This is a genomic window from Novosphingobium malaysiense, from assembly GCF_000802225.1.
GTDB classification, from domain to species: domain Bacteria; phylum Pseudomonadota; class Alphaproteobacteria; order Sphingomonadales; family Sphingomonadaceae; genus Novosphingobium; species Novosphingobium malaysiense.
In genome coordinates, this window is record NZ_JTDI01000003.1 from 427,637 (window position 1) to 450,967 (window position 23,331).

The 23,331-nt window shown below is 64.6% G+C and carries 24 protein-coding genes and 2 tRNA genes; 9 read left to right on the forward strand and 17 right to left on the reverse strand.

What is annotated here, in order from left to right:
- Positions 1-121 precede the first annotated feature (121 nt).
- The 3 genes from LK12_RS09980 to LK12_RS09990 all read left to right on the forward strand — a co-directional run bounded on the left by LK12_RS09980 (position 122) and on the right by LK12_RS09990 (position 3,816).
- Complete coding sequence (locus LK12_RS09980; protein ID WP_039282993.1) at positions 122-1,687, forward strand: amino acid permease; 1,566 nt, start codon at positions 122-124, stop codon at positions 1,685-1,687.
- A gap of 167 nt (positions 1,688-1,854) precedes the next feature.
- Positions 1,855-2,838, forward strand: a complete 984-nt coding sequence (locus LK12_RS09985; RefSeq protein ID WP_039282995.1) for an LLM class flavin-dependent oxidoreductase — start codon at positions 1,855-1,857, stop codon at positions 2,836-2,838.
- A 30-nt stretch (positions 2,839-2,868) separates the two neighbouring features.
- Positions 2,869-3,816 carry an SDR family NAD(P)-dependent oxidoreductase gene (locus LK12_RS09990; RefSeq protein WP_039282997.1) on the forward strand — a complete coding sequence of 316 codons (948 nt, stop codon included), beginning with the start codon at positions 2,869-2,871 and terminating at the stop codon, positions 3,814-3,816.
- A gap of 50 nt (positions 3,817-3,866) precedes the next feature.
- Here LK12_RS09990 and LK12_RS09995 read toward each other — a convergent pair whose 3' ends face one another.
- The 9 genes from LK12_RS09995 to recJ form a co-directional block, all read right to left on the reverse strand.
- Positions 3,867-4,244, reverse strand: a complete 378-nt coding sequence (locus tag LK12_RS09995) for a limonene-1,2-epoxide hydrolase family protein (protein WP_052223303.1) — start codon at positions 4,242-4,244, stop codon at positions 3,867-3,869.
- 42 nt (positions 4,245-4,286) lie between these two features.
- On the reverse strand, positions 4,287-5,057 hold the full coding sequence (locus LK12_RS10000) for an SDR family NAD(P)-dependent oxidoreductase (RefSeq protein WP_039282999.1): 771 nt from the start codon (positions 5,055-5,057) through the stop codon (positions 4,287-4,289).
- 3 nt (positions 5,058-5,060) lie between these two features.
- Entirely contained in the window at positions 5,061-6,278 is a 1,218-nt protein-coding gene (locus LK12_RS10005) for a cytochrome P450 (RefSeq protein ID WP_052223305.1), read from the reverse strand.
- A gap of 96 nt (positions 6,279-6,374) precedes the next feature.
- On the reverse strand, positions 6,375-6,749 hold the full coding sequence (locus LK12_RS10010) for a winged helix-turn-helix domain-containing protein (RefSeq protein WP_156135442.1): 375 nt from the start codon (positions 6,747-6,749) through the stop codon (positions 6,375-6,377).
- On the reverse strand, positions 6,742-7,086 hold the full coding sequence (locus LK12_RS10015; RefSeq protein ID WP_156135443.1) for a hypothetical protein: 345 nt from the start codon (positions 7,084-7,086) through the stop codon (positions 6,742-6,744). The genes LK12_RS10010 and LK12_RS10015 overlap by 8 nt, the downstream gene beginning before the upstream one ends.
- A 44-nt stretch (positions 7,087-7,130) precedes the next feature.
- Positions 7,131-7,346: a hypothetical protein gene (locus LK12_RS10020; RefSeq protein ID WP_039283001.1), complete on the reverse strand. Its 216-nt coding sequence runs from the start codon at positions 7,344-7,346 to the stop codon at positions 7,131-7,133.
- Between the two features lie 173 nt (positions 7,347-7,519).
- Positions 7,520-7,595 (reverse strand) — tRNA-Glu (locus tag LK12_RS10025).
- A 37-nt stretch (positions 7,596-7,632) separates the two neighbouring features.
- A tRNA-Glu gene (locus LK12_RS10030) sits at positions 7,633-7,708 on the reverse strand.
- Positions 7,709-7,799: 91 nt separating this feature from the next.
- Positions 7,800-9,587, reverse strand: coding sequence for a single-stranded-DNA-specific exonuclease RecJ (recJ, locus tag LK12_RS10035; protein WP_039283004.1), 1,788 nt, complete (start codon positions 9,585-9,587; stop codon positions 7,800-7,802).
- A gap of 70 nt (positions 9,588-9,657) precedes the next feature.
- Here recJ and LK12_RS10040 point away from each other — a divergent pair, with 70 nt between their 5' ends.
- The 3 genes from LK12_RS10040 (at position 9,658) to LK12_RS10050 (ending at position 11,538) form a co-directional block, all read left to right on the forward strand.
- Positions 9,658-10,131 carry a flavodoxin family protein gene (locus tag LK12_RS10040; RefSeq protein WP_039285094.1) on the forward strand — a complete coding sequence of 158 codons (474 nt, stop codon included), beginning with the start codon at positions 9,658-9,660 and terminating at the stop codon, positions 10,129-10,131.
- A 116-nt stretch (positions 10,132-10,247) separates the two neighbouring features.
- Complete coding sequence (locus tag LK12_RS10045) at positions 10,248-10,997, forward strand: hypothetical protein (RefSeq protein ID WP_039285095.1); 750 nt, start codon at positions 10,248-10,250, stop codon at positions 10,995-10,997.
- Between the two features lie 25 nt (positions 10,998-11,022).
- The gene (locus tag LK12_RS10050) at positions 11,023-11,538 is read left to right on the forward strand and encodes an AHH domain-containing protein (protein ID WP_082010451.1); all 516 of its coding nucleotides are present in this window, start codon (positions 11,023-11,025) and stop codon (positions 11,536-11,538) included.
- Here the strand turns inward: LK12_RS10050 and LK12_RS10055 are convergent.
- Positions 11,535-12,485, reverse strand: coding sequence for an NAD(P)H-dependent flavin oxidoreductase (locus LK12_RS10055; protein ID WP_039283006.1), 951 nt, complete (start codon positions 12,483-12,485; stop codon positions 11,535-11,537). The two genes, LK12_RS10050 and LK12_RS10055, sit on opposite strands and share 4 nt — an antisense overlap.
- A gap of 195 nt (positions 12,486-12,680) precedes the next feature.
- On the opposite strand from LK12_RS10055, the gene LK12_RS10060 reads away from it, so the two are divergent.
- On the forward strand, positions 12,681-13,847 hold the full coding sequence (locus LK12_RS10060) for an FAS1-like dehydratase domain-containing protein (RefSeq protein WP_039283008.1): 1,167 nt from the start codon (positions 12,681-12,683) through the stop codon (positions 13,845-13,847).
- Between the two features lie 63 nt (positions 13,848-13,910).
- On the opposite strand, the gene LK12_RS10065 is transcribed toward LK12_RS10060, so the two are convergent.
- Entirely contained in the window at positions 13,911-15,002 is a 1,092-nt protein-coding gene (locus LK12_RS10065; RefSeq protein ID WP_052223308.1) for a YeiH family protein, read from the reverse strand.
- Between the two features lie 109 nt (positions 15,003-15,111).
- Here LK12_RS10065 and LK12_RS10070 point away from each other — a divergent pair, with 109 nt between their 5' ends.
- Complete coding sequence (locus tag LK12_RS10070; RefSeq protein ID WP_052223309.1) at positions 15,112-16,032, forward strand: LysR substrate-binding domain-containing protein; 921 nt, start codon at positions 15,112-15,114, stop codon at positions 16,030-16,032.
- Between the two features lie 9 nt (positions 16,033-16,041).
- Here the strand turns inward: LK12_RS10070 and leuA are convergent, their stop codons facing one another.
- The gene (gene leuA / locus LK12_RS10075; protein WP_039283011.1) at positions 16,042-17,715 is read right to left on the reverse strand and encodes a 2-isopropylmalate synthase; all 1,674 of its coding nucleotides are present in this window, start codon (positions 17,713-17,715) and stop codon (positions 16,042-16,044) included.
- 310 nt (positions 17,716-18,025) lie between these two features.
- Between leuA and LK12_RS10080 the strand changes: the two genes are divergently transcribed.
- Complete coding sequence (locus LK12_RS10080) at positions 18,026-19,165, forward strand: epoxide hydrolase family protein (RefSeq protein WP_039283014.1); 1,140 nt, start codon at positions 18,026-18,028, stop codon at positions 19,163-19,165.
- Here LK12_RS10080 and LK12_RS10085 read toward each other — a convergent pair whose 3' ends face one another.
- From LK12_RS10085 to ilvB, 5 genes are all read right to left on the reverse strand, one after another.
- Positions 19,166-19,489 carry an I78 family peptidase inhibitor gene (locus tag LK12_RS10085; RefSeq protein WP_039283016.1) on the reverse strand — a complete coding sequence of 108 codons (324 nt, stop codon included), beginning with the start codon at positions 19,487-19,489 and terminating at the stop codon, positions 19,166-19,168.
- A 33-nt stretch (positions 19,490-19,522) separates the two neighbouring features.
- Positions 19,523-19,777: a hypothetical protein gene (locus LK12_RS10090; RefSeq protein WP_039283018.1), complete on the reverse strand. Its 255-nt coding sequence runs from the start codon at positions 19,775-19,777 to the stop codon at positions 19,523-19,525.
- A 109-nt stretch (positions 19,778-19,886) separates the two neighbouring features.
- Positions 19,887-20,906 carry a ketol-acid reductoisomerase gene (gene ilvC / locus LK12_RS10095; RefSeq protein ID WP_039283020.1) on the reverse strand — a complete coding sequence of 340 codons (1,020 nt, stop codon included), beginning with the start codon at positions 20,904-20,906 and terminating at the stop codon, positions 19,887-19,889.
- Positions 20,907-21,016: 110 nt separating this feature from the next.
- Positions 21,017-21,535, reverse strand: a complete 519-nt coding sequence (ilvN, locus tag LK12_RS10100) for an acetolactate synthase small subunit (protein ID WP_039285100.1) — start codon at positions 21,533-21,535, stop codon at positions 21,017-21,019.
- A 29-nt stretch (positions 21,536-21,564) separates the two neighbouring features.
- Positions 21,565-23,307 (reverse strand): biosynthetic-type acetolactate synthase large subunit, encoded by a 1,743-nt coding sequence (ilvB, locus tag LK12_RS10105; protein WP_039283022.1) that lies wholly within the window; start codon positions 23,305-23,307, stop codon positions 21,565-21,567.
- Positions 23,308-23,331 lie beyond the last annotated feature (24 nt).

Sequence of the window (23,331 nt, forward strand, 5' to 3'; positions counted from 1 at the left end):
GCCGCGTCTTAGCCACTGCGAGGAAATTCTGCAAAGCTGGGGACCGCCCCGTTCTTCGCTCTTGCCAAGCGGTAGCAGGCCGCTAGCGTCGCGCGATCAAAAAAGATCCGGGGGTCCACGCATGTTCGGACGCGTAAAGCCGCTTGATGCCATTCTGGCCACGGCTGAAAAGAAATCTCTCCACCGCTCGCTCGGGCCGGTCCAGCTGACCCTGCTGGGCGTCGGCGCCATCATCGGCACGGGTATCTTCGTGCTTACGGCCGCGGCCGCGCAAAAGGCCGGGCCGGGCATGATGTGGAGCTTCGTCATCGCCGGCTTCGTCTGCGCGGTGGCGGCACTGTGCTATTCGGAACTGGCCTCGATGGTGCCGGTTTCGGGTTCCGCCTATACCTATACCTATGCCGTGGTCGGCGAACTTCTCGCGTGGATGGTCGGCTGGGCGCTGATCCTCGAATACGCCGTTGCCGCCTCCGCAGTTTCGGTGGGCTGGTCCGGTTACTTCATGGGCCTCCTCAAGAGCTGGACGGGGTTCGAGCTGCCAGCGATGCTGGCCGCCGGGCCGACGTGGTCGCTCAGCGGCGTCGACTTCAGCACAGGCATCATCAACGTGCCGGCCATTGTCGTGGCTCTCTCGGTGACCGGCCTGCTGATGATCGGCACCAAGGAAAGCGCCACCTTCAACGCGATTCTCGTGGCCGTCAAAGTCACGGCGCTGACGATGTTCATCGCCCTGGCCCTGCCGGTGATGAACGGCGAGCACTTCGCGCCGTTCGCGCCGAACGGCTGGTTCGGCCCTCCCGGCACCAGCGGCATGGGTATCGTCGGTGCCGCGGCCTCGATCTTCTTCGCCTACGTCGGGTTCGACGCGGTCTCCACCGCGGCCGAGGAAACCAAGAACCCGCAGCGCAATGTGCCGATCGGCCTGATCGGCAGTCTTGCGATCTGCACCATCTTCTACCTGTTCGTCGCGGCCGGGGCGATCGGCGCCATCGGTGCCCAGCCGACGGCGCTCGGCGTGCAGCCCGGCTCGCCCGAATTCGCGGCCCAGTGCGCCGCGCTGGTAGAGCAGGGGAAGGAACCGCTGGTGTGCTCGCGTGAAGCTCTCGCCCACGTTCTGCGCGCCATCAACTACACCTGGGCGGGCGACCTGATCGGCCTTGCCGCCAACCTGGCATTGCCCTCGGTGATCCTGATGATGCTCTACGGACAGACCCGCATCTTCTTCGTCATGGCGCGAGACGGCCTTCTTCCCGAGAAGCTGGCGACCGTGCATCCGAAGTGGAAGACGCCGCACATCGTCACCATGCTGACCGGCATCTTCGTGGCCATTGCCGCGGCCTTGCTCCCCGTGGGGCAGCTGGCGGACATCTCCAATTCGGGCACGCTCTTCGCGTTCTTCATGGTCGCGATCGCGGTGCTCGTCCTGCGTGTGAGGGACCCCAAGCGCACGCGTCCTTTCCGGACGCCGTTCGTGTGGATCATCGCGCCGGTCGCCGCGCTCGGCTGCGTGGCGCTGTTCTTCAACCTGCCCATCGAAGCCATGCTGGTGCTGCCGATATGGGGCGGGATCGGCCTGCTGGTCTACTTCGCCTACGGTCGGCGCAAGAGCCACGTCGGTCTCGGCAAGATCGAGATCCACGAGGAAGATCCCGACGTGCCGCCGCAGCCGGTACCGCCGATCGACTGACTTCGATCCGCGATGGACAAAGGGGAAGGGGAGCCGCCGCGCTCCCCTTTTTCGTTTCCGAACCGAAAACCGTTTGACTGGGAACGGCGTCTCCGTACTTTGCAGTGCAAAGCTAATGGTGCGGTTTCCATCCCGGGAAGCCGCGGATCAGGGGAGACAGGATCGCAATGTTCAATACGGTTATCAGCTTCGACATGCGGGCCCCGGACTTCGGCGCGCCGACGACTGAACTCTACGCCGCGGCGCTCGAGATGTGCGCCTTTGCGGACAAGATCGGCATCGATGCCGTCGTGCTCCCCGAACACCATTGCTCGGAGGACGGGTACAACCCGGTTCCCTCCCTGATGGCGGCGGCTGTCGCGGCGCGCACGGAAAAGATCGCGATCATGCTGGGAGCACTGGTCCTGCCTCTCCACGATCCGGTGGAACTGGCCGAAACCATCGCGGTAACGGACATCATCAGCGGCGGCCGCCTCTACACCACGCTGGTGCCCGGCTACGTCGAGGCCGAGTTCCGCATGTTCGGCAAGTCCCTGCGCGACCGGGCGAAGCTCATGGACGAAGGGCTGGAGGTCATATCGCGTGCGCTTTCGGGGGAGCGGTTCACGTACGGCGAGCGGGAAGTTTTCGTGCGGCCGCTGCCCCTCAACCGGCCTCCACGGCTTCTCGTCGGCGGCGGCGTTCCCGCTGCGGCCCGGCGCGCGGCAAAATACGGGTACGGCTTCTGGGTGTTGCAGCCCGACATGATGCCCGAAAGCCGGAAGCTCATCGCGCTCTACAAGGAGGAATGCGAGAAGAACGGGCATGCGCCGGGACCGATCATGTCGACCCATCCGGCGGTCCACGTCACGCGCGATCCCGATGCCGCCTGGGAGCAGATCGGGCCGCACATCGTCCACATGGTCCGCAGCTATGCCGGCTGGGCCAGCGACGACGATACCACCACCTCGCCCTTCTACGGGCTCGATACGGTCGATGCCATTCGCAATGCCGGGATCATCAACGTCCTGACGCCCGATGACGCCATTGCCTTTGCCCGCAAGACGCAAATCTCCCTGACGCCGCTGATTGCCGGCCTGCCGCCGAAGATCGGCTGGGAAATGCTCGAGCTGTTTGCGTCCGAAGTCCTGCCCCACCTGCAAGACAATTGATCGGCGCGCCCGAAGCAAGGGAGACATGATGTGACATCCATCTCGTTCGAAGGCCGCGTGGCCATCGTGACCGGTGCCGGCGGCGGTATCGGCAAGGCGCATGCGCTGGAGATCGCGCGACGCGGCGGGCAGGTGCTGGTCAACGATCTGGGCGGTGACGTCGCAGGCCGCGGCGGATCGGCGTCGATGGCCGAACAGGTCGTCGAGGAAATCCGTCAGGCCGGCGGTAAGGCCGAGGCGAACCACGATTCGGTGGCGACGACCCAGGGCTGCAATGCCATCGTGGCCCATGCGCTCGACGCCTTCGGGCGGGTGGATGTGCTGATCAACAATGCCGGTATCATGCGCAACAGCACCCTGGCGGAAACGAGCGATGAAGACTGGGATGCGGTGATCGCCACGCACCTGACCGGCAGCTTCAAGCTGACCCGTGCGGTCTGGCCGCACATGGCGGAGCAGGGGTATGGTCGCATCATCTATACCGCATCCAGCGCGGGCGTGTTCGGCAATCCCATGGTCGGCGGCTATGGCGCGGCCAAGGCAGGGATCGCCGGGCTCATGCATGTCGCGGCTCTCGAAGGGGAGGCGCACGGCATCCTGTGCAACGGACTGATGCCGAATGCCGTCAGCCGTATGGCCATGCAGGCGGCGGCGGACTGGTCGGGCAAGCTCGACGGGTTCGAGACGACGATGCCCGAGACCATCGGCAATTCGATGCAGCCCGAGTTCAACACGCCGCTGGCGGTCTATCTGGCGAGTGAGCAATGCACCGCCACGCGCGGTCTCTATTCGCAGTGTCTGGGCCGGATGGCGCATGTCTTCATCGGCGCCGTCGACGGGTGGCAGGCCGACCGTCAGGCTCCGCCGAGCGTCGAGGAGATTGCCGAGCATTGGCAGGAGATCTCCGATACCGGGAACGGCTTTGCGATCCCGCTTAGCGCCACGGACGAACACGCCATCGTGCTGTCGCACCGATAACGGACGAGGGCAGGCCCATTTACTTCAGAAGGGCCTGCCCGAAAGCTGCCTCAGCCCATGCCCAGTTCGGCCACGGTCTTGCGGTCGTAGTAGTCGCGGAACATTGCGATTTTGCCGTCGACCACGCGGATCGCGCCCATTACCGGGAGCGGCATGTGCTTTTCACCGACGACATGATCGTCCAGCCGCTCGCACAGTACCCATTCGCCGTTCACGGCGATGTTGAGCACTTCCACGTCGATGCGGGTCAGGTGCTGGAAGCACATGTCCAGCCATGCACCGATCGCCTCATGGCCGGTCATGGGCTTCTTCTCGGGGACATTGTCGTAGACGCCGTCCTCGGCGAAGCAGGCCACCATCGCGTCGCGGTCGCGCGTGGCCCAGTAGCCGAGAAAGCGGCGCAGCAGGTCTTCATTGGATTCGCTCATGTTTCCTCTCCCTTTGTATCGTTCTGGCGGATGTGCGGACCGTCAGCCGCTGATCGTGACGCCGCCGTCGACCACCAGGCAGTGGCCGTTGATGTAGGATGATGCCTCGCTCGCCAGGAACAGCACGGCGCCGGCAATGTCCTGCGGTTCCCCGATACGGCGGCTTGGCGCGCGGGCTGCGATCATCTCGAAGAGCTGGGACGGGGTGGCCGAAGTGCCTTCGGTATGGATCAGCCCCGGCAGGATCGCGTTCACGCGAATGCCGAGCGGTGCGAAGTCCACGGCGGCCTGCCGCGTCAGGGCATTGAGCGCGGCTTTCGTGGCGCTGTAGTTGGCGATGCCGGGGCCGCTGGGGCGCAGCGATTCCATCGAGGAAATGTTGATGATCCGGCCGCCCGGCACCATCTGTCTGCCCGCCTCGACCATGCTGTGCAGCGGACCGAAAAGATTGACGGCAAAGGTGCGCTCGAACAGGTCCCAGTCGAGATCGGGCAGCTTGCCGCCCGGCCGGTAGATCCCGGCGTTGTTCACCAAGACGTCGATGCGGCCGAAGTGGTCCATGGCCGCTTCCACCGCCTTGTCGCCGCCGTCGTCGGCACCGATGTCGACGGCCACGGGCACTGCACGGCCTCCGTCCTCGGCGATCAGGGCGACGGTCGCTTCGGCGGCTTCCTCCGAAAGATCTACGGCCACGACCGCCATGCCGGCCGCAGCCAGCATGGTGGAAATCGCGCGCCCGAGGCCGGCGCCGGCGCCGGTAACGACGGCCACCTGGCCGTCCATGCGGAACATCTGCTCAGGACCGTCAGTCATGGCTCAGCCCCACGTCAGCGGCAGATAGTCGAGACCGAAGGTGCGGCCGGTATGATAGCGCGGCGTTTCGCCCGGCTTGATGCGGATGTTGTCGAAGGCCTTGAGGAATTCCTCGACGACGATGCGCATCTCGCGCTTTGCCAAATTAACGCCGACGCAGTTGTGCGTGCCGGTGCCGAACGCGATGTGACGCGGCTTGCGATCGATATTGACGGTGTGCGGATCGTCGTAGACCTGCGGATCGCGGTTCGCGAGCATGATCGGCAGGTTGACTTCGTCGCCCTTTTTCAACGGCACGCCGTGGAAGACGAAATCCTTGGCCACGGCGCGATGGGTAATGACCACCGAATAGGCGCGGCTGAATTCCTCGATCGCTTGCGGCAGAAGATCGGGATTGTCGCGCAGCCGCTGCTGCAGCTCGGGATGCGTGGCGAGGTGCTGCATGATCCAGCCGATCGTAGAATAGACCGTGTCGAGACCGCCGACGTAGAGCACGTAGAACATGCCCATCATCTCGTAGAAGTTCATCGGCCGGCCCTCGACCTGGCCGCTGACAATGCCCTTGAGCAGGTCCGTGGTGGGATTGGCCTGCTGGGCCTCCATGTGCTGCTTGAGGTAGCCGTAGATCGAGCGGGCGGCCGCAACGCGCACCATGGGATCGCTGGCGCGCATCAGTTCGTCCTGCCAGCCCATGAACTGGTCGAGCAGGTCGCGCGGCATGTCCATAAGATCGAGGAAGACGTACGACGGGAAGGGTACGGCGAATTCATCGACGAACTCGCACTCGCCCCGGTCGCGGAACTTGGCGATCAGTTCCCGACAGATCTGTCGGACCGGTTCGTCATAACCGCGGATTGCGGCGGGCGTGAAAAAGGGATTGAGGATCTTGCGGTACTGGTGGTGTCGGGGCGGGTCGATCTCGATCGGGTTGAGCAGGATCGGCTCGCCCAGCATGTCCGCGATCATGCCCGGACGCTCCGACGAGAAATGCTCGTAGTCGATGAAGGCCTCACGGATTACGTCGTCGCGCGTGAAGATCCAGCCGGGGCGCTTGAAGTTGGCCTCGGTGCCCCAGATGACCGGCGGCCCGTCCTGCAACCGCGCGATCGAAATAAACGGATCGTCGCCTTCCAGAGTGAAGGTGTCGAAGTCGTGGTCCCAGACGAGTTCGGTGGGGACATTATCCGGGATGCGCTCGGTCGTGGCGAATGGAACACTCATGCGATCTTCTCCTGATCATCAGGCATGGCGCGATCGCCACACCGCAATTTGTACAAAGTGGTTTGCATTGCAAAGTAAATGGGCCTGCAAAAAGCATCAGGCGGGCCGTTCCCTCCATGACCGCGGCGCTTCGTCGACGGCGGCGGCCTGGTTGGCCTGCCGCAACACGCTCTCCAGCGCCTCGAGATACCCGTTGAAGGCAGCGCGCCCCTGCGGGGTAAGCCGGCAACGCGTCTGCGGGCGCTTACCCTCGTAACCCTTTTCGATTTCCACGTGGCCGGCTTCTTCCAGCACTGCGAGGTGCCGGTTGAGATTGCCGTCGGTTAGGCCGCACAGGCTCTTCAGGCGCGAAAAGGAAAGGCCGTCGGGCTGCCCGGCCAGCGACGTCACGATGCCGAGCCGCGCGCGTTCGTGAAACACCCGGTCCAGCCCGTCGAAAGCGAACGGCGTATTGCGCTCCACATCAAGCACGAAAGGAAATCTCCCGATCAGATAAGACCCAGGCAATCGCGAAATGCCCGATGATGAAAGGACTGCCGACCATCAGCGGCGTCAGGCCGCCGTGTTGTCCGGCCAGGAACAGCCCTGCGGTGCCGCTTAGCAGGAACCACGCGCCAGGCCAGACTATCTTGTGGGGCATCGAGGGAAAGGCCGCAAAAGCGACCAGCCCCATGACCATTTGCCAGATCCCCGGAACAAGCCAGGAGGCCTGAGGAGCGTAGAGCAGGATGACGAGCGGAACGACAGTGGAGATCGCGGCGCTCGGAAGGGTAAAGCGCATGGCCGACGTCAGCATCTGCCTTGCCATGTCGTCGCCTTCGCGCAGTGTCCGCGCGACGGCCTCGATCCCGATCAGCAGGAAGCCATCAGCAGGCCCCAGATGATCACGAACTGCGTGTCGTCGGCCGCGAAACGGTGAGGCCAGGCGAGTTGCAGCACGGTTATCATGACGGACATCAGGCCGACCATGCCGACAGCTGCCGGGGCGAATCCACTGAACCGCGTACTGACTGCCAATTGCGCGCGAATGTCTGCGATCTGGGCAATCGCTCGGTCGACGTCGGACATCGGTGATCCCTCTCTATCTTTGCAGGGCAAAGTAAGGGGCATCGCGGTTCCGTCAAGATGTCTGAACCCGGATACGGCGATCATGTCCTGCGGAGTGCGCCAGAGCCAAGCAAGCGGGGGGCGGATAACTTCCGAATCTTTCCGAAAGGCTATTGCCAGATGTCTGAAAACATTGGTGACCCCTACGGGACTCGAACCCGTGTTTCAGCCGTGAGAGGGCCGCGTCCTAGACCGCTAGACGAAGGGGCCAAATGCCATGATGCGCCACCCCGGGCACTGTATCGGATGGTGACCCCTACGGGACTCGAACCCGTGTTTCAGCCGTGAAAGGGCCGCGTCCTAGACCGCTAGACGAAGGGGCCATTCCGATCAGTGCCGGTGGCAGGACCGGCCCTCTAGCGGTGGGGTGGAGGGGGGTCAAGCCCCCGCGAAAGATTTATCGAGCAGGGTCTCTCAGTCGGCAAAGGCCGCGTCGTCCAGATGAAGCTCGGCCTGCGGACGGCTGCCCCAGTCGTCGATCTTTGCCCGGCCTGCAAGCCATAGCCGACGATCCTGCGAAGCGTGCAACAGGGCCTGGCCCATTTCCGTTTCTGCGCAACGGAACGCCATGGCCTTGAAGCGTCCCCCGTCCTGTCCGCCGACGATAAGACGGACATGGTCCGCACCGACGATATCGGCCTTGACGATCCGTACCGGTCCCACGGCGACGCGCGGGCCAGGCCAGCCCATGCCGAAGGGCCCGGCGCTTTCCAGCGTCTCCACAAGGGTGGGGGTCAGACCGCCCGGCGATAGCGCCAGATCGAGCAGCATGGCCTGGTTGGCGCTGGCGCGCGACACGTCGCTCGCCAGCAGCGAATCGAGCCATTCGGAGAGCGCTTCGAGCTTGCCGGGCGCGATGGTGAGGCCGGCCGCCATGGCATGGCCGCCCCCGGCAACCAGCAGACCTGCTTCGCGAGCGGCAATGATAGCGGCGCCCAGGTCGACACCGGAGATCGATCGGCCCGAACCCTTGCCGTTGCCTGCATCGTCGGCATTGAGGGCGATGACGAGCGTGGGCTTGCCGGTCTTTTCCTTTATGCGGCCGGCAACGATGCCGATCACGCCGGGATGCCAGCCCTGACCTGCAAGAACCAGAACCGAACGGTTGTGCTGACGCTCGATCTGCATTTCGGCTGCTTCCTGCACCGCCTGCTCGATTGCGCGGCGCTCGTCATTGAGACGCGAAAGCTGGCTTGCCAGTTCGCGCGCCTCGTCGGGATCGGTCGTCGTGAGCAGGCGGACGCCCAGCGTCGATTCGCCGACGCGCCCGCCGGCGTTGATGCGCGGACCGAGAGCGAAGCCGAGGTCCGAGCAGGTCGGGGCCCGATTGAGGCGGCTGGCGTCGATCAGGGCCGCCATGCCGATGTTGTCGCGCCGGGCCATGACCTTGAGGCCCTGCGCCACCAGTGCGCGGTTGAGCCCGTGAAGTGCCGCGACGTCGGCCACGGTTCCCAGGGCGACGAGATCCAGCAGTGCGAACAGGTCCGGTTCGCGCCGGGTCTCGAAGTAGCCGCGCTGGCGCAAGGTACGCACCGTCGCAACGGCGAGCAGGAAAGCCACGCCGACGGCAGCAAGATGGCCGTGGCCTGCCGCCAGTTCGCTTTCATCCAGCCGGTTGGGGTTGACCAGCGCCGCGGCGCGCGGAAGCTCCGGCGCGCACTTGTGGTGATCGACGACGATGACGTCCACGCCGGCTTCATGGGCCATGTTCAGCGCTTCGTGCGCCATGGCTCCGCAATCGACGGTGACGATAAGGCTGGAGCCTTCCCCCGCGATCCGCACCAGTGCCTCGCCGCTCGGGCCGTAGCCCTCGAGCAGACGGTCCGGGATGTAATACCGGGCCTCGTGGCCGAGCCGGCGCATCAGCAGGATCAGCAACGCCGCGCTGGTCGCCCCGTCGACATCGTAGTCGCCGTAGACGGTCACTGTCTCGCCGGTCATCACTGCCTGAGCGAGCCGGTCGGACGCTGCGTCCATGTCGCGGAATGCGGACGGGTCGGGCAGGAAGGCGCGAAGGGAAGGGGTGCGGTGGCGTTCCAGGTCTTCGCGCGCGACACCGCGCGAAAGCAGCAGCTGGGTGACGATATCGTCCTCGAGGCTGGCGGGGCCTTCTGACAGGTCCATGTTGCCACCGCGCCAGCGCCAGGACTTGCCGGTGAGGGATCGGTCGATACCGAACAGGGAAGCGGGTCGCGAAGCCATGGCTACATGGTTAGACTACCTCGTGCAGGGCGCAAAGAGCCGCGCGAAGTTTGCTGAGGAAGGTTACGCGATGCTTGCAATCATCTGGCACAGTCGCACCGGTGCCGCTCGCGCCATGGCGAGGGCGGTGTTCGAAGGTGCCGACGGCAATGCGCGGCTGCTGGCGGCTGCAGACGTCGAACCGAACGACCTGCTGCAGGCACAGGGCTATGCTTTCGTGTGTCCGGAAAACCTGGCCTCCATGTCGGGCCAGATGAAGGAGATGTTCGACCGGTGCTATTACCCGCTGCTCGGGCGCGTCGAGGGGCGGCCCTATGCGACGGCGATCGCGGCGGGCTCCGACGGTTCCGGCGCGCAGGCCCAGATCGACCGCATCGTGACGGGTTGGCGCCTCAAGCGCGTGGCGGAACCGATGATCGTCAACATGGGGGCGCAGACGCCGGAAGAGATCATGGCCGAAAAGACCGTGGCCGAAGACGTGCTGGACGAATGTCGGCACCTGGGCATGGCTTTTGCCGAGGGTCTTTCGCTCGGGATATTCTGAAAACACACATCGCGAATTGTTCGCCCGCATCGTAAATGGATTCGACGAGCCATTGATAATCATGCCTGTTTTGTGCAGTCATCATGCCAATCGTTCAGAAATCGGATCTGCCCCGCATGCAAAATGACAGTAAGGAGCGTGCAGGGCTCCAGATCCTGTTTGCCCGAAACAGCCGTCCCAGCGCAGACGATGTCGCTGCGATGCTGGACAGTGCCGAATCCGGCATCAGTGCGCGCATAACGCACCGCCCGCCGTCGGACGAAGGTTGGCTGGAACTGCTGGCAAGCGGCCTGACGTTCGATCTTCGCGGCCTCGCGCCGGCCGCGCCGGTTCCCTTTGAACCGATGATGCATCGCTATGGATTCGAGACGGAAGCCCCGGTCGAAGATATAGAAGCGGTGGAACTCGTTGCATCGGGGCACATCGCGGCGGGTGCCGGGTTGCAGCCGGTCGTGCGCATGCTTGCGAACCTTGCTGCGGATTTAGTGCTGCGCCTGCCGGCGCGGGCCGTCGTCTGGCAACCGGCGCAGACGATGATGGAGCCGCAATACTTCTCGCGTACCGTCTATAACTGGCTTTCCGGCGGCGCTTTCCCTGCGCTCGGGCTTACCGCGCTGGAGGCGGGAGCGGACGGGAGCGTAAACAGCACCGGGCTTTCCTATTTCATCGGGCAGGACCTGCAACTCGAAGGCAGGCGGGGCGAAGCTCCGGTCGATGCCGTGAAGCTGGCGATACGCCTGGTCGACTATCTGGTTTGCAACGGTCCGCTGGTGGAGCGACAGGTCATCGAGGCAGGGGAAGGCGGGCTGATTGCCGAGCCGTCGCCGTTCCAGAACCGCGTCCTGATCTGGCGGGAACGGGCCTGATCGGTCACGGGCTCTGCGGGACTATCTGCCTTTTCGGGCGGTCAACCGCCGCGGGTGGCCGGGTCATGATCCTGGTCTGCAACGCCATCACCTCCTGCCCCGCGAATTGCTGACCCACTCCGCGTTCCGGCGCATGTTCATGCAAGGTAGCGCAAAGCGGCGTAGCTTCGACGATTTTCGCGACAATGGCCTGCTGCTGCCCTGCCGGGAATCGGCGGCCTTGCGGATGGGCCTGCCGCTCCATCGCGGACCGCACCGCCATTACAATGCGATGGTTATCGAGCGGGTCGGTCAGATCGAAGGAGAATGGACCACCTTGCGGCCGCGGGACGACGCCGCAGCCGCAGCCCAGGTGCAATGGCGCCTAGCACTGCTGCAACGGGCCTTGCGCCGTTTCCTGCTCGATGGCCGCAGGCGCCGGCTTCTGCTCAACCGCCAGGATCCCCTGGGCGCGGGGATCAATTATTCCGATCTGGACGTTGTTGCAGAGGCCCTGTGGGGCGCATCCGGCTCGCCGCACAGGGACAAGGAAGCCGCCTAGACCGCACCGATCCGGCTGAGCAGTTCGGTCTTGGCGGCCTCATATTGCGCCAGCAGCGCGTCCACGCGTTCCGCCACGGGTTCGACGGCCTCGACGGCGCCGATGCCCTGACCGGAGCCCCAGATGTCCTTCCAGGCCTTGGCTTCCATGTTGCCGCCCGAACCGAAATTCATCTGGCTCTTGTCGCCTTCGGGCAAGTTGTCCGGGTCCATCCCGGCGGCCGCGATCGAGCTTCGCAGGTAGTTGCCATGAACTCCGGTGAACAGGTTGGAATAGACGATGTCGGCGGCATTCCCGTCGACGATGGCCTGCTTGTAGGCGTCGACGGCATTGGCTTCGGTCGTCGCGATCCACGGCGTGCCGATATAGGCGAAGTCGGCGCCCATGGCCTGTGCCGCAAGGATCGAGCGTCCGCACGCGATCGAGCCCGACAAGGCGATCGGACCATCGAACCAGGCGCGGATTTCCTGCATGAGGGCGAAAGGCGATTGCGGGCCGGCATGGCCGCCTGCGCCCGCGGCAACCGCGATCAGGCCGTCAGCCCCCTTTTCGACCGCCTTGCGGGCAAACGCATTGTCGATGACGTCATGCATGACCATGCCGCCCCAACCGTGGACGGCCGCGTTGACCTCCTCATTCGCACCCAGCGAGGTGATGACGAGCGGCACCTTCCACTTTTCGAGCGTCTTGAGGTCTTCCTCGAGCCGGTTGTTGGTGCGGTGCACGATCATGTTGACCGCGAAGGGGGCAGTGCAGCTAGTGGTTTCCTCGGTGATGCGGTGCAGCCATTCGTCGAGCTGGCTTGCCGGGCGCGCGTTCAGCGCAGGAAAGCTGCCGACAATCCCGGATCGAACCTGGGCGATGACCAGGTCGGGATTGGAAACGATGAACATGGGGGCGGCAATGACAGGCAGGCGCAGCCGTCGGAAAAGCGCGGGCAGGGGCATGGACATTCCGTTTAATCGAGCGATTAAACGGCGCATAATGCGGCTCTCGCTGCATGTCGAGGGGGGGCGGTAACGCCATGGCGTTTCGCGGGTCTGCCGGTGCAAAGGAACGTGACCTTGACCGCGCATCATGTAATAGGCAGCACTGTCGACTAGTTTACCAGCCCATCAGCGGCCTTGAGAGAGGATCACCCGATGTCCGAACAGACGCTCGATTGCAGCGATATCGACCAGTATCTCGGCAAGCCGATCGATTCCTCGCCCGTGCGCGAGCCCATCGGCAACAACGACATCCGTCGTTGGGCCCAGGCGATGCACTACCCGAACCTGCTGCATTTCGACCCGGCCTATGCCGCCGGCAGCCGCTACGGGAAGCTCGTGGCGCCGCAAAGCTTCCCCATCGTCATCGACGATGGCCATGGGTCGGCGCCGGCCTGCGTCGGCAAGATCCCGGAATCGCACCTGCTTTTCGCGGGTGACGAATGGTGGTTCTACGACGTCAAGGTCCACGGCGGCGACACGCTGAGCAACGAGCGCATTCCCTTCGACTACACGGTCAAGCAGACCGGTTTCGGCCCCACCTGCTTCCAGCGCGGCGACAATTTCTATCGCAACCAGAACGGCGAACTGATCGCCAAGCAGCGTTCGACTTCGCTGCGCTACAGCGCGCAGGCGGGCGGCGAAAACGTCAATCCGGCCGATTTCGACGAGCCGGAGTGGAGCGACGAGGAAATGGAAAAGCTGGAGGAGCGCAAGTTCGCGTGGATCCAGATGCTCCACGACCTCGGTCACAAGGAACGCTGGTGGGATGACGTCAAGGTCGGCGACCAGCTTCCAGAGCGCGTGTTCGGTCCGCATACCATCGCCAGCTTCACCACCGAATGGCGCGCCTACCTGTTCACCTGCTGGGGCACGCTCGACCGCCGCGAACTCGATCTCGAGGCGCTCGGCTTCACCAAGGAAATGGCCGGGCACGAGAACGATCCCCACATGGAGCGGATCAATCCGGAACTGACCGACGGCGCCTATTTCGGTCCCTCGCGCGGTCACCTCTTCCCCAAGTATGCCCGCAAGATCGGTATGCCGCGCGGCTACGGCTATGGCGCTTCCATGGGGGCGTGGGTGACCGACTATCTTTCGGGATGGGCCGGGGAGCACGGCATGGTCGTGCACTCCACCGCCAATTACCGCGGCCCGGCGCTGACCGGCGACATCACCATCCAGACCGCCGAAGTTGTCGACAAGATGGTCGATGACGAAGGCCGCCATCTGGTGCAGGTCAAGCACCTCATGCAGAACCAGAACGGCGTGAAGATGTGCATGGGCACGGCGGAAATCGCCCTGCCCAAGAAGCCGGACTGATCCGCTGGCCAAAGCTCCGTAAAGGAAAGGGTGCCCGAGCGGCGCCCTTTCTTTTGCGCCCGGTCAGGCCAGATGCAGCAGCTTGATCAGCGCGAAGCTCATCAAGCCAAGCGTGGCCAGTGACAGGATCACCGCCGACGTCACGCGTCCACCGGCCTTGGCCACGGTGCGTACGTCGACGCCCAGTCCCAGCGCTGCCATCGACACCACTGTCAGCAGGGTCGCGGCAGTCCCGATCGGGGCAAGAGCGGCGGTCGGGATCAGCCCGAGCGCGCGGCAGCCGAGCATCACGACGAAGCCGATGATGAACCAGGGGACGAGGTGGGCAAGGCCGGGCCGCTTGGCAACCTCCTCACCGGCAACGACGGCATCGTCGGGCTTCACCTGAAGCGGCAGTCGCGGTGCCAGCATCGACAGTGCCAGACAAACCGGTCCCAGCATCAGCACGCGCACCAGCTTGACCAGCGTGCCCATCTGGATGGCGGCTGCGCCCAGCGGCGAGGCGGCGGCAATGACCTGCGGCACGGCATAGACGGTCAGGCCCGCCAGCGCGCCGAAAGCGATGCCGCTCAGGCCCAGCGCGATACCGATCAGCGGCAGGCCCAGCACCACGACAACCCCGAGAACGGCAGTGAAGGCGATGGATGCGGCCACGTCGTCGCCGTCGGCGCCTATCACCGGGGCCACGGCGGCAATCGCCGAGTTACCGCAGATCGAATTGCCGCAAGCCACCAGCAGCGCCATCCGTGGCGGCAGCCGCAGTGTCCGCCCGATGGCGTAGCTCAGGAGAAGGGCGAGGATGACGACGCCGGCAATGCCGGCCAGCAGCCCGGGCCCTGCCGCCGTGATCGCCGCGCCGCTCACCGAGGCGCCGAGCAGCACGACGGCGATCTCGAGCAGGTACTTGGCGCTGAAGGCGATGCCCGCATGCCAGCGCTGCGAAGGCGTCCAGATGCACCGGACGGCCGTACCCGCGAGAATGGCGAGCACGAGCGCTTCAAGCCATGCCTTCCCGGTCAGGGCTCGTTCTCCGGCCTCCAGCCCATAGGCGACCGCCGTCACGACAACGCAGAGCGCTAGACCCGGCAAGATGGCGGGCGGAATGCTCTCGTTGGTGGCAGCTGGAGTGGTGCGGTGATCGGCTAGGGAGGCCATGACGAATTTCCTTTCGCCGCCCGGTCTAGATAGTACCTATCGTTCGATCTAACTTATCATATTTGTCATTTTAATCTGAATTAGAGATTGAATATGCTAGGAGGAGGGCATGACGCTGGAACAGCTCCGCATATTCGTCGCCGTAGCCGAACGCGAACACATGACCGCTGCGGCGCAGGCGCTGCATGTCACGCAGTCGGCCGCATCCGCCGCCATCGCCGCGCTGGAGGAGCGCCATGCCGTCAAGTTGTTCGACCGGGTAGGGCGAGGCATCAGGCTGACCGAGGCGGGCCGCCTCTTTCTCGACGAGGCGCGCGGCGTTCTTGCAAGGGCCGCTGCGGCCGAAGCCGTTCTTGACGAACTGAGCGGCCTCAAGCGGGGCACGCTGAGGCTCGTCGCCAGCCAGACCATTGCGGCGTACTGGCTACCCCCGATTCTGGCGGCTTTTCGCGCGCAGCATCCCCTGCTGTCTATCGACGTCACGGTGGGGAACACCGAACAGGCTGCCGAGCGCGTACACAATGGCGAGGCCGATCTCGGCATCGTCGAAGGCGACGTCGATGATCCGGCATTGGCGCGCTGGCCGATCGGGGAAGACCGGCTGGTCCTCGTGCAGGCAGGTCCTTTCGCCGAGGCGTCAGCCGATGCCGACTGGTTGCGCCAAGCGCGCTGGATCATGCGCGAGCAGGGATCGGGCACGCGCTCTACGCTGGACAAGCACTTGCGCGGCATGGGTGTGGATCCGGAGGCGCTCGACGTGGCGCTGATGCTGCCGTCGAACGAGAGCGTGCGCACCGCCGTCGAGGCCGGTGGCGGCGTCGCGGCTCTGTCGTCGCTGGTCGTGGCGTCGGCGCTGGAGACGGAAAGGCTGCATGCGGTGCCGCTGGAGTTCGGTCCGAGGTCGTTCTTCGGGCTGCGGCACAAGGAACGCTATCGCAGCAAGGCCGCCGATGCGCTGCTCGATCTGATCGGCAGCGTCGCAAACGAAAAGGGCCCGGACATCGCGTCCGAGCCCTTCGCTATTGAATGACGGACTGCCTCAGGCCGTAGCGGCGTTGGCCGCGCTCAGTACGGCCCGCACGCTGGCCGTGGCGACGTCCTCGTCGATGCCCACACCCCAGATCGTGCGGCCATCGGGCAGGGCGCATTCGACATAGGCGGCCGCGCGCGCGTCCGAGCTCTTGCCCATCGAGTGCTCGGCATAGTCGCGCACTTCCAGTTCGACGCCGAAGCTGTCCTTGAGCGTGGCGACGACCGAGGAAATCAGGCCGTTGCCCTTGCCGGAGACGGTCTTTTCCTGACCGTCGACGCCGATCTTGCCGGCGAAGACGCGGGTGCCGTCGGCGCTCTTGGCCTCGTCCCAGTCGATCAGCTGGTAGTGCTGCGGCTCGTCGAGGCGGTAGGCCTTGCGGAACACTTCCCAGATGTCGGCCGCCTGCAGTTCGCGGCCGAGTTCGTCGGCCAGGTTCTGCACGTGCTTGGAGAAGTGCGCCTGCATGCGTTTGGGCAGCTTGAGGCCCTGATCCTGCTCGATGACCCAGGCAAAGCCGCCCTTGCCGGACTGCGAGTTGACGCGGATCACGGCTTCGTAGTTGCGGCCCAGATCAGCGGGGTCGATCGGCAGGTAGGGCACCGACCACTGCTGGTCGTTGCGCGTTTCCTGCGCGGCGAAGCCCTTCTTGATCGCGTCCTGATGGCTGCCGGAAAAGGCCGTGAAGACCAGTTCGCCGCCATAGGGATGGCGCTCGGGCACCTTGAGCTGGTTGCAGTACTCGACGGTCTGGATGACTTCGTCGATGTCCGAGAAATCCAGTTCGGGATCAACGCCTTGCGTGTACATGTTGAGAGCGACTGTCACCAGGCAGCAGTTGCCGGTGCGCTCGCCGTTGCCGAACAGGCAGCCTTCCACGCGGTCGGCACCGGCCATCAGGCCCAGTTCCGCCGCCGCAACGCCGGTACCCCGGTCGTTGTGGGTGTGCAGGCTGATCACCGCGCTCTCGCGGTTGGGCAGGTTGCGGCAGAAGTACTCGATCTGGTCGGCATAGATGTTGGGCGTTGCCGCCTCGACCGTCGCCGGCAGGTTCAGGATGATCGGGTCTTCCGGCGTCGGCTGCAGCACGTTCATCACCGCTTCGCAGCACTCGATCGAGAAATCGAGTTCGGCGGTCGAGAAGGTCTCGGGCGAGTATTCGAAGTGCCACTTGGTCTGCGGATACTTCGCTGCCTGATCGCGCAGCACTTTCGCGCCGTTTTCGGCAATCGCACGGACTTCGGAGCGTTCCATGCCGAACACGACCTGACGCCACAGCGGCGAGACCGCGTTGTAGAGGTGGACGATGGCGGCATGGACGCCGGCCAGGCTCTCGAACGAACGCTCGATCAGGTCCTGGCGCGACTGGGTCAGCACCTGCACCAGAACGTCTTCCGGAATGCGGCCGGAATCGACGAGCCCACGGATGAAATCGAACTCGGTCGCGCCCGCGCTCGGGAAACCGACTTCGATTTCCTTGAGGCCCACGTTGACCAGCAGGTCGAAGAAGCGCGTCTTCTTTTCCGCGCCCATCGGGTCGATCAGCGCCTGGTTGCCGTCACGCAGGTCGGTGGAGAGCCAGCGCGGGGCCTTGGTTATGACCTGCGAGGGCCATTGGCGGTTGGGCAGGTCGATCTGCGGGAACGGTCGGTATTTTACCGAGGGGTCTTTCAGCATGGTCATCGGTGTGTCTCGCTCGGGAATTCGTCTTCTACTGGGCCCGTTCGTTTCGGGCATCGTTACTGGGGTCCCCTTGGGCGCCGAGCGCGCCGCAGGAGCAACGCGTCACCTCACGCCCAAGGGCGGGTAAGTCGCAGGAGAAGGCCGAGACGGAGAGTCATGCATGTGCCTATGGGCACTGACTGGCGTTCTGTAAAGGGGGAACGCCGCCGATCCGAGGCGATATCGCGGTTTTGGCCGGGGCGGCAAACGCGCGAGCCTGCCGCGGCCATGGCCTTGCCCGCCTGACCGCCGCGCGCCTAGGCTTCGACGCATGACCGACATTCGCCCTTTGACGCTCGCCATTCCCGACACGCAGATCGAGGACCTGCACCGGCGCATTGCGATGACGCGATGGCCCGAGGCGGAGACCGTCGACGACTGGTCGCAGGGCACGCCGCTCAAGGCCCTGAAGGCGCTCGTCGCCTATTGGGCGGACGGGTACGACTGGCGCCGCTGTGAAGCGCGGCTCAACGGGTTCGGGCAGTATCTCACGCAGATCGACGGGCTCGATATCCACTTTCTCCACGTCCGCTCGCCGCATTCGAAGGCCGTGCCGCTGATCCTCACGCATGGATGGCCGGGTTCGGTGATCGAGTTCATGGAAGCCATCGGACCGCTGACCGATCCGGTCGCCCATGGCGGAAAGGCGGAGGACGCCTTCCACGTGGTCGTACCATCGCTTCCCGGATACGGTTTTTCCGGCAAGCCCGTGGAAGCCGGATGGGGCGTCGAGAAGATCGGGCAGGCGTGGGCGGAATTGATGCGCCGGCTCGGCTATTCGCGCTGGTTCGCGCAGGGTGGAGACTGGGGCGCGATCATCACGACGACTATGGGCGGACAGGCGCCAGAGGGTCTGGCCGGTATTCACACCAACATGCCCGTCGCACGCCCGACGCGGGAAGACTACGCCGATACCAGCCCGGAAGTGGCGGAGGCCAAGGCCGCGGGTGAGAAGTACAAGACATTCGATTCCGGCTATTCGGCGATCCAGTCCACCCGGCCGCAGACCATCGGCTATGCCCTTGTCGACAGCCCGGTCGCGCTGGCGGGCTGGATCTACGAGAAGATGTGGTCGTGGACCGACAATCAGGGCTCGCCGCTCGATGCGCTCTCGATGGATGCGATCCTCGACAACGTGATGCTTTACTGGCTGCCGGCCAACGGGGCATCGGCAGCGCGGCTCTATTGGGAAAGCTTCGGCGCGATTGGCAAGTCAGGCCCGGTGCTGTTGCCGGCCGGTGTCTCGACCTTTCCGCGCGAAATCACCAAGGCTCCGCGCAAATGGGCCGAGCGCATCCTTCAGAACCTCGTCTACTGGAACGACGCCCCACGCGGCGGACACTTCGCGGCATGGGAGCAGCCGCAGATATTCGTCGAGGAAGTGCGCAAGTGCTTTGCGCTGATGCGCTGATCAGGTGCAGCGGAAGCCAGTAATCGTGCCGTTTTCATCGACGTCGATGTTCAGTCGTTCCGGGCGGTAGTCCATCGTTACGACCGTGCCGGGCCGGATGACGCGCACGAGATTGTCGCCGCGCCACTCGCGAATTGCTGCGATGGTGGAATCGCTGGCGGGCCGGCCGATATAGGCATCGAGCATGTCGGCGCCGCAGGTCGGTTGCATGTCCGGCGGTGGCGGCATGGTGGCGGGATTCTCCGTGCCATCGGTGGAACAGCCGGCCAGAGCCATCAGCGCGGCACCGGCAGCGGCGGGCAGAAGGGGAAGGCGTCTCGTCACAGCGAATCCTCTCGGTAGCCGGGCACCCGATCTTTATCGAACCAATGCCGGGATGCCAGCGTCCTGTTCGACAGTTCCAGTCTCGGTGGCCGAAACGGCCTGCAGAGAAGCCGCGGATGTATCCTCGGCATTCAGCCTCGCCGCCTGGGACAGTTCACGGTGCAAAGTGGCGTTTGTCATCGAAACCGCGTCTTTTGCCTCTGCCTTTTGCGCGGGCAGAGGAGCGCTCACGGTGAAGGCGATGGTGAATGCGGCCGCGGACGGCAACGCACATGCAGCGGCGAGCATATTTCGCGTCAAAACAACAACTCCCGAACCTGACATTGCAGAAGCAAACGGCAGGTTCGGGAGATTGTTCCGCGGATGCAGGACCGGAACAAGTCCGGTCCGGTGCAGATCAGTTCTTGGTCTTGTCGACCAGCGCGTTGGCACCGATCCAGGGCATCATCGCGCGCAGCTTGGCGCCGGTTTCCTCGATCTGGTGACGCTGGGCAGCCTTGCGCGAGGCCTTCAGCTCCGGCTGGCCGGCGCGGTTGTCCATCACGAAGTCCTTCACGAAGCGGCCCGACTGGATGTCGGCGAGAACGCGCTTCATTTCCTTCTTGGTCTCTTCGGTGATGATGCGCGGGCCGGTCTTGATGTCGCCGTATTCGGCGGTGTTCGAGATCGAGTAGCGCATGTTGGCGATGCCGCCTTCATACATCAGGTCGACGATCAGCTTCAGCTCGTGGAGGCACTCGAAGTAGGCCATTTCCGGCGCGTAGCCGGCTTCCACCAGCGTTTCGAAGCCGGCCTGGACCAGCGCGGTGGCGCCGCCGCAGAGAACGGCCTGCTCGCCGAACAGGTCGGTTTCGCATTCCTCGCGGAAGTTGGTCTCGATGATGCCCGAACGACCGCCGCCGACGCCCGAGGCGTAGGCGAGGGCGATGTCGTGGGCATTGCCGGTGGTGTCCTGCGCGATGGCAACGAGGCAGGGCACGCCGCCGCCACGCTGGTATTCGCTGCGCACGGTGTGACCCGGGCCCTTCGGTGCGATCATGATCACGTCGATGTCGGCGCGGGCTTCGATCAGGCCGAAGTGCACGTTGAGGCCGTGTGCGAAGGCAAGCGCCGCGCCGGGCTTCATGTTGGCGTGCAGGTCGTCGGCGTAGATCGCGGCCTGATGCTCGTCGGGCGCGAGGATCATGAGGATGTCGGCCCACTTGGCGGCTTCGGCGTTCGAGAGCACCTTGAAGCCGGCGGCTTCGGCCTTCTTGGCAGTGGCCGAACCTTCACGCAGCGCGATGGCGACTTCCTTGACGCCGCTGTCGCGCAGGTTCTGCGCGTGGGCGTGGCCCTGGCTGCCGTAGCCGAGCACGGCAATCTTCTTGCCCGTGATCAGATTGATGTCGCAATCGGCGTCGTAATAGACCTTCATCGTACTGTCCTTTCGGCGGCCCGCCATCTCTTCGGGCCTGTTGTATCGGTGCGCCCATGGCGCGGGGGTCGGATAGGCTTCCCTAGCGAGGCAAGCCACAAATCAAAATGTCAGGCTTCCTCGGCACCGCGGATCATGCCGACGACGCCGGTGCGGCCCACTTCGACAAGGCCCAGTTCGCGCATGATCGCCACGAAGGTGTCGATCTTGTCGGGCGCGCCGGTCAGCTCGAAAATGAAGCTGGAGGTGCTGGTGTCGACCGGCTTGGCGCGGAACACATCGGCGATGCGCAGCGCCTCGACGCGCTTCTCGCCCATACCGGCAACCTTGATCAGCGCCAGTTCGCGCTGCACGAAAGGTCCGGCCTCGGTGAGGTCGACGACCTTGTGCACCGGTACCAGCCGCTCGAGCTGGGCGTGGATCTGGTCGATCTGGCTCGGCGGGCCGTGGGTAACGATGGTGATCCGGCTCACCGCGTGGTTCTCGGTGATGTCGGCCACGGTCAGGCTGTCGATGTTGTAGCCGCGCGCGGTGAACAGGCCCGCGATCTTGGCGAGAATACCGGCCTCGTTGTCGACCGTCACGGTCAGGACGTGGCGCTCTTCGGCCTCGTGCTTGATATGCATCATGTCAGTCATGTCCTAGGGAAACCCGGCGCTCAAACGAGCGCCTTGGCCTCGTCATCCATCGTGCCGGCAACGGTGTCGCCGTAGAGGATCATTTCGGTGTGCGCCGCGCCCGAGGGGATCATCGGGAAGCAGTTGGCCTCGTTGTGCACGCAGCAGTCGACGATCACCGGACCGGGATAGTCCATCATCGCCTGAATGCCGGCATCCAGTTCGCTTTCATTGGCGATGCGGATGCCCTTCCAGCCATAGGCCTCGGCCAGCTTCACGAAGTCGGGCAGGCTGTCCGAATAGGAATTCGAATAGCGGCTTTCATAGGTCAGTTCCTGCCACTGGCGGACCATGCCCATCCATTCGTTGTTGAGGATGAAGATCTTCACCGGCAGGCGATATTGCGTCGCGGTGCCGAGCTCCTGGATGTTCATCTGGATCGAGGCATCGCCGGCAACGTCGATGACCAGCGTGTCGGGGTTGCCGAGCTGCGCGCCGATTGCGGCGGGCAGGCCGTAGCCCATGGTACCCAGACCACCCGAGGTCAGCCACTTGTTGGGGCTGAAGAAGTGGAAGTGCTGAGCCGCCCACATCTGATGCTGGCCCACCTCGGTCGAGATGATCGGGTCCTTGTCCTTGGTCAGCTCGAACAGGCGCTGGATCGCGAGCTGCGGCATGATCGCATCGGCATTGGCCGGGAACGAGAGGCTCTTGCGCTCGCGCCAGGTGTCGATGCGGCCCTTCCAGCCGGTCAGGTCCTGCGCCTTGCGGTCGCCCCAGGCGTCGAGGATCTGCTCGAGCACCTGTGCGCAGTCGCCGATGACCGGCAGGTCGACCGGAACCGTCTTGTTGATCGACGAGCGGTCGATGTCGATGTGGATCTTCTTCGAATTCGGCGCGAAGGCATCGAGGCGCCCGGTCACGCGGTCGTCGAAGCGGGCGCCGACGCAGACGATCAGGTCCGACTGGTTCATCGCCATGTTGGCTTCGTAGGTGCCGTGCATGCCCAGCATGCCCAGCCAGTCGGGATGGTCCGCGGGGAAGGCGCCAAGGCCCATCAGCGTCGAGGTGACGGGCGCGCCGGTCCTCTTCTGCAGCTCGCGCAGCAGTGCCGTGGCTTTCGGACCCGAGTTGATGACGCCGCCGCCGGTATAGAGGATCGGCGCGCGGGCGCTCGCGATCATCTCCACGGCCTGCTCGATCTCTTCGCTCGCGCCCTGCGTGCGCGGGGCATAGCGCTGACGGCGCTGGGGCGGGGAATCGCTCCAGGCGGCCATGGCGATCTGCACGTCCTTGGGAATGTCGATCAGGACCGGGCCGGGACGGCCGGTGGTGGCGATCTGGAAGGCCTCGTCGACGACCGCGGCGAGGTCGGCCGGGTCCTTCACGAGATAGTTGTGCTTGGTGCAGTGACGCGAGATGCCGACGGTATCGGCTTCCTGGAACGCGTCCGAACCGATCAGGGCCGTGGGCACCTGTCCGGTAATGACCACCAGCGGAATGGAATCGAGGAAAGCGTCGGCAATGCCGGTCATGGCATTGGTCGCGCCGGGGCCCGAGGTGACGAGGACGACGCCCGGCTTGCCGGTCGAACGTGCGTAACCTTCGGCAGCATGAGCCGCGCCGGCTTCGTGGCGGACGAGAATGTGGCGAATGCGCTCCTCTCCGAAGAGGGCATCGTAGATCGGCAGTACGGCACCGCCGGGATAGCCGAATACGAACTCGACCCCCTGCTTGGCCAGACTTTCGACCAGGATGTTCGCGCCGCTGCGCTCTTCACTCACAACCCATTCCTTTTCGACTCGAGA

What these genes read in the sequence shown, in the direction of transcription:
- LK12_RS10090 (WP_039283018.1), bottom strand. Translation starts at nt 19,777, where the DNA reads ATGCTCGCCGCTGCATGTGCGTTGCCGTCCGCGGCCGCATTCACCATC.
- LK12_RS10000 (WP_039282999.1), bottom strand. Translation starts at nt 5,057, where the DNA reads ATGACTGACGGTCCTGAGCAGATGTTCCGCATGGACGGCCAGGTGGCC.
- LK12_RS10040 (WP_039285094.1), top strand. Translation starts at nt 9,658, where the DNA reads ATGCTTGCAATCATCTGGCACAGTCGCACCGGTGCCGCTCGCGCCATG.
- LK12_RS10045 (WP_039285095.1), top strand. Translation starts at nt 10,248, where the DNA reads ATGCAAAATGACAGTAAGGAGCGTGCAGGGCTCCAGATCCTGTTTGCC.
- LK12_RS10065 (WP_052223308.1), bottom strand. Translation starts at nt 15,002, where the DNA reads ATGGCCTCCCTAGCCGATCACCGCACCACTCCAGCTGCCACCAACGAG.
- LK12_RS09985 (WP_039282995.1), top strand. Translation starts at nt 1,855, where the DNA reads ATGTTCAATACGGTTATCAGCTTCGACATGCGGGCCCCGGACTTCGGC.
- ilvC (WP_039283020.1), bottom strand. Translation starts at nt 20,906, where the DNA reads ATGAAGGTCTATTACGACGCCGATTGCGACATCAATCTGATCACGGGC.
- LK12_RS10080 (WP_039283014.1), top strand. Translation starts at nt 18,026, where the DNA reads ATGACCGACATTCGCCCTTTGACGCTCGCCATTCCCGACACGCAGATC.
- LK12_RS10015 (WP_156135443.1), bottom strand. Translation starts at nt 7,086, where the DNA reads ATGGCAAGGCAGATGCTGACGTCGGCCATGCGCTTTACCCTTCCGAGC.
- recJ (WP_039283004.1), bottom strand. Translation starts at nt 9,587, where the DNA reads ATGGCTTCGCGACCCGCTTCCCTGTTCGGTATCGACCGATCCCTCACC.
- LK12_RS10060 (WP_039283008.1), top strand. Translation starts at nt 12,681, where the DNA reads ATGTCCGAACAGACGCTCGATTGCAGCGATATCGACCAGTATCTCGGC.
- LK12_RS10070 (WP_052223309.1), top strand. Translation starts at nt 15,112, where the DNA reads ATGACGCTGGAACAGCTCCGCATATTCGTCGCCGTAGCCGAACGCGAA.
- LK12_RS10005 (WP_052223305.1), bottom strand. Translation starts at nt 6,278, where the DNA reads ATGAGTGTTCCATTCGCCACGACCGAGCGCATCCCGGATAATGTCCCC.
- LK12_RS10055 (WP_039283006.1), bottom strand. Translation starts at nt 12,485, where the DNA reads ATGCCCCTGCCCGCGCTTTTCCGACGGCTGCGCCTGCCTGTCATTGCC.
- LK12_RS09980 (WP_039282993.1), top strand. Translation starts at nt 122, where the DNA reads ATGTTCGGACGCGTAAAGCCGCTTGATGCCATTCTGGCCACGGCTGAA.
- ilvN (WP_039285100.1), bottom strand. Translation starts at nt 21,535, where the DNA reads ATGATGCATATCAAGCACGAGGCCGAAGAGCGCCACGTCCTGACCGTG.
- LK12_RS10020 (WP_039283001.1), bottom strand. Translation starts at nt 7,346, where the DNA reads ATGTCCGACGTCGACCGAGCGATTGCCCAGATCGCAGACATTCGCGCG.
- leuA (WP_039283011.1), bottom strand. Translation starts at nt 17,715, where the DNA reads ATGACCATGCTGAAAGACCCCTCGGTAAAATACCGACCGTTCCCGCAG.
- LK12_RS09995 (WP_052223303.1), bottom strand. Translation starts at nt 4,244, where the DNA reads ATGAGCGAATCCAATGAAGACCTGCTGCGCCGCTTTCTCGGCTACTGG.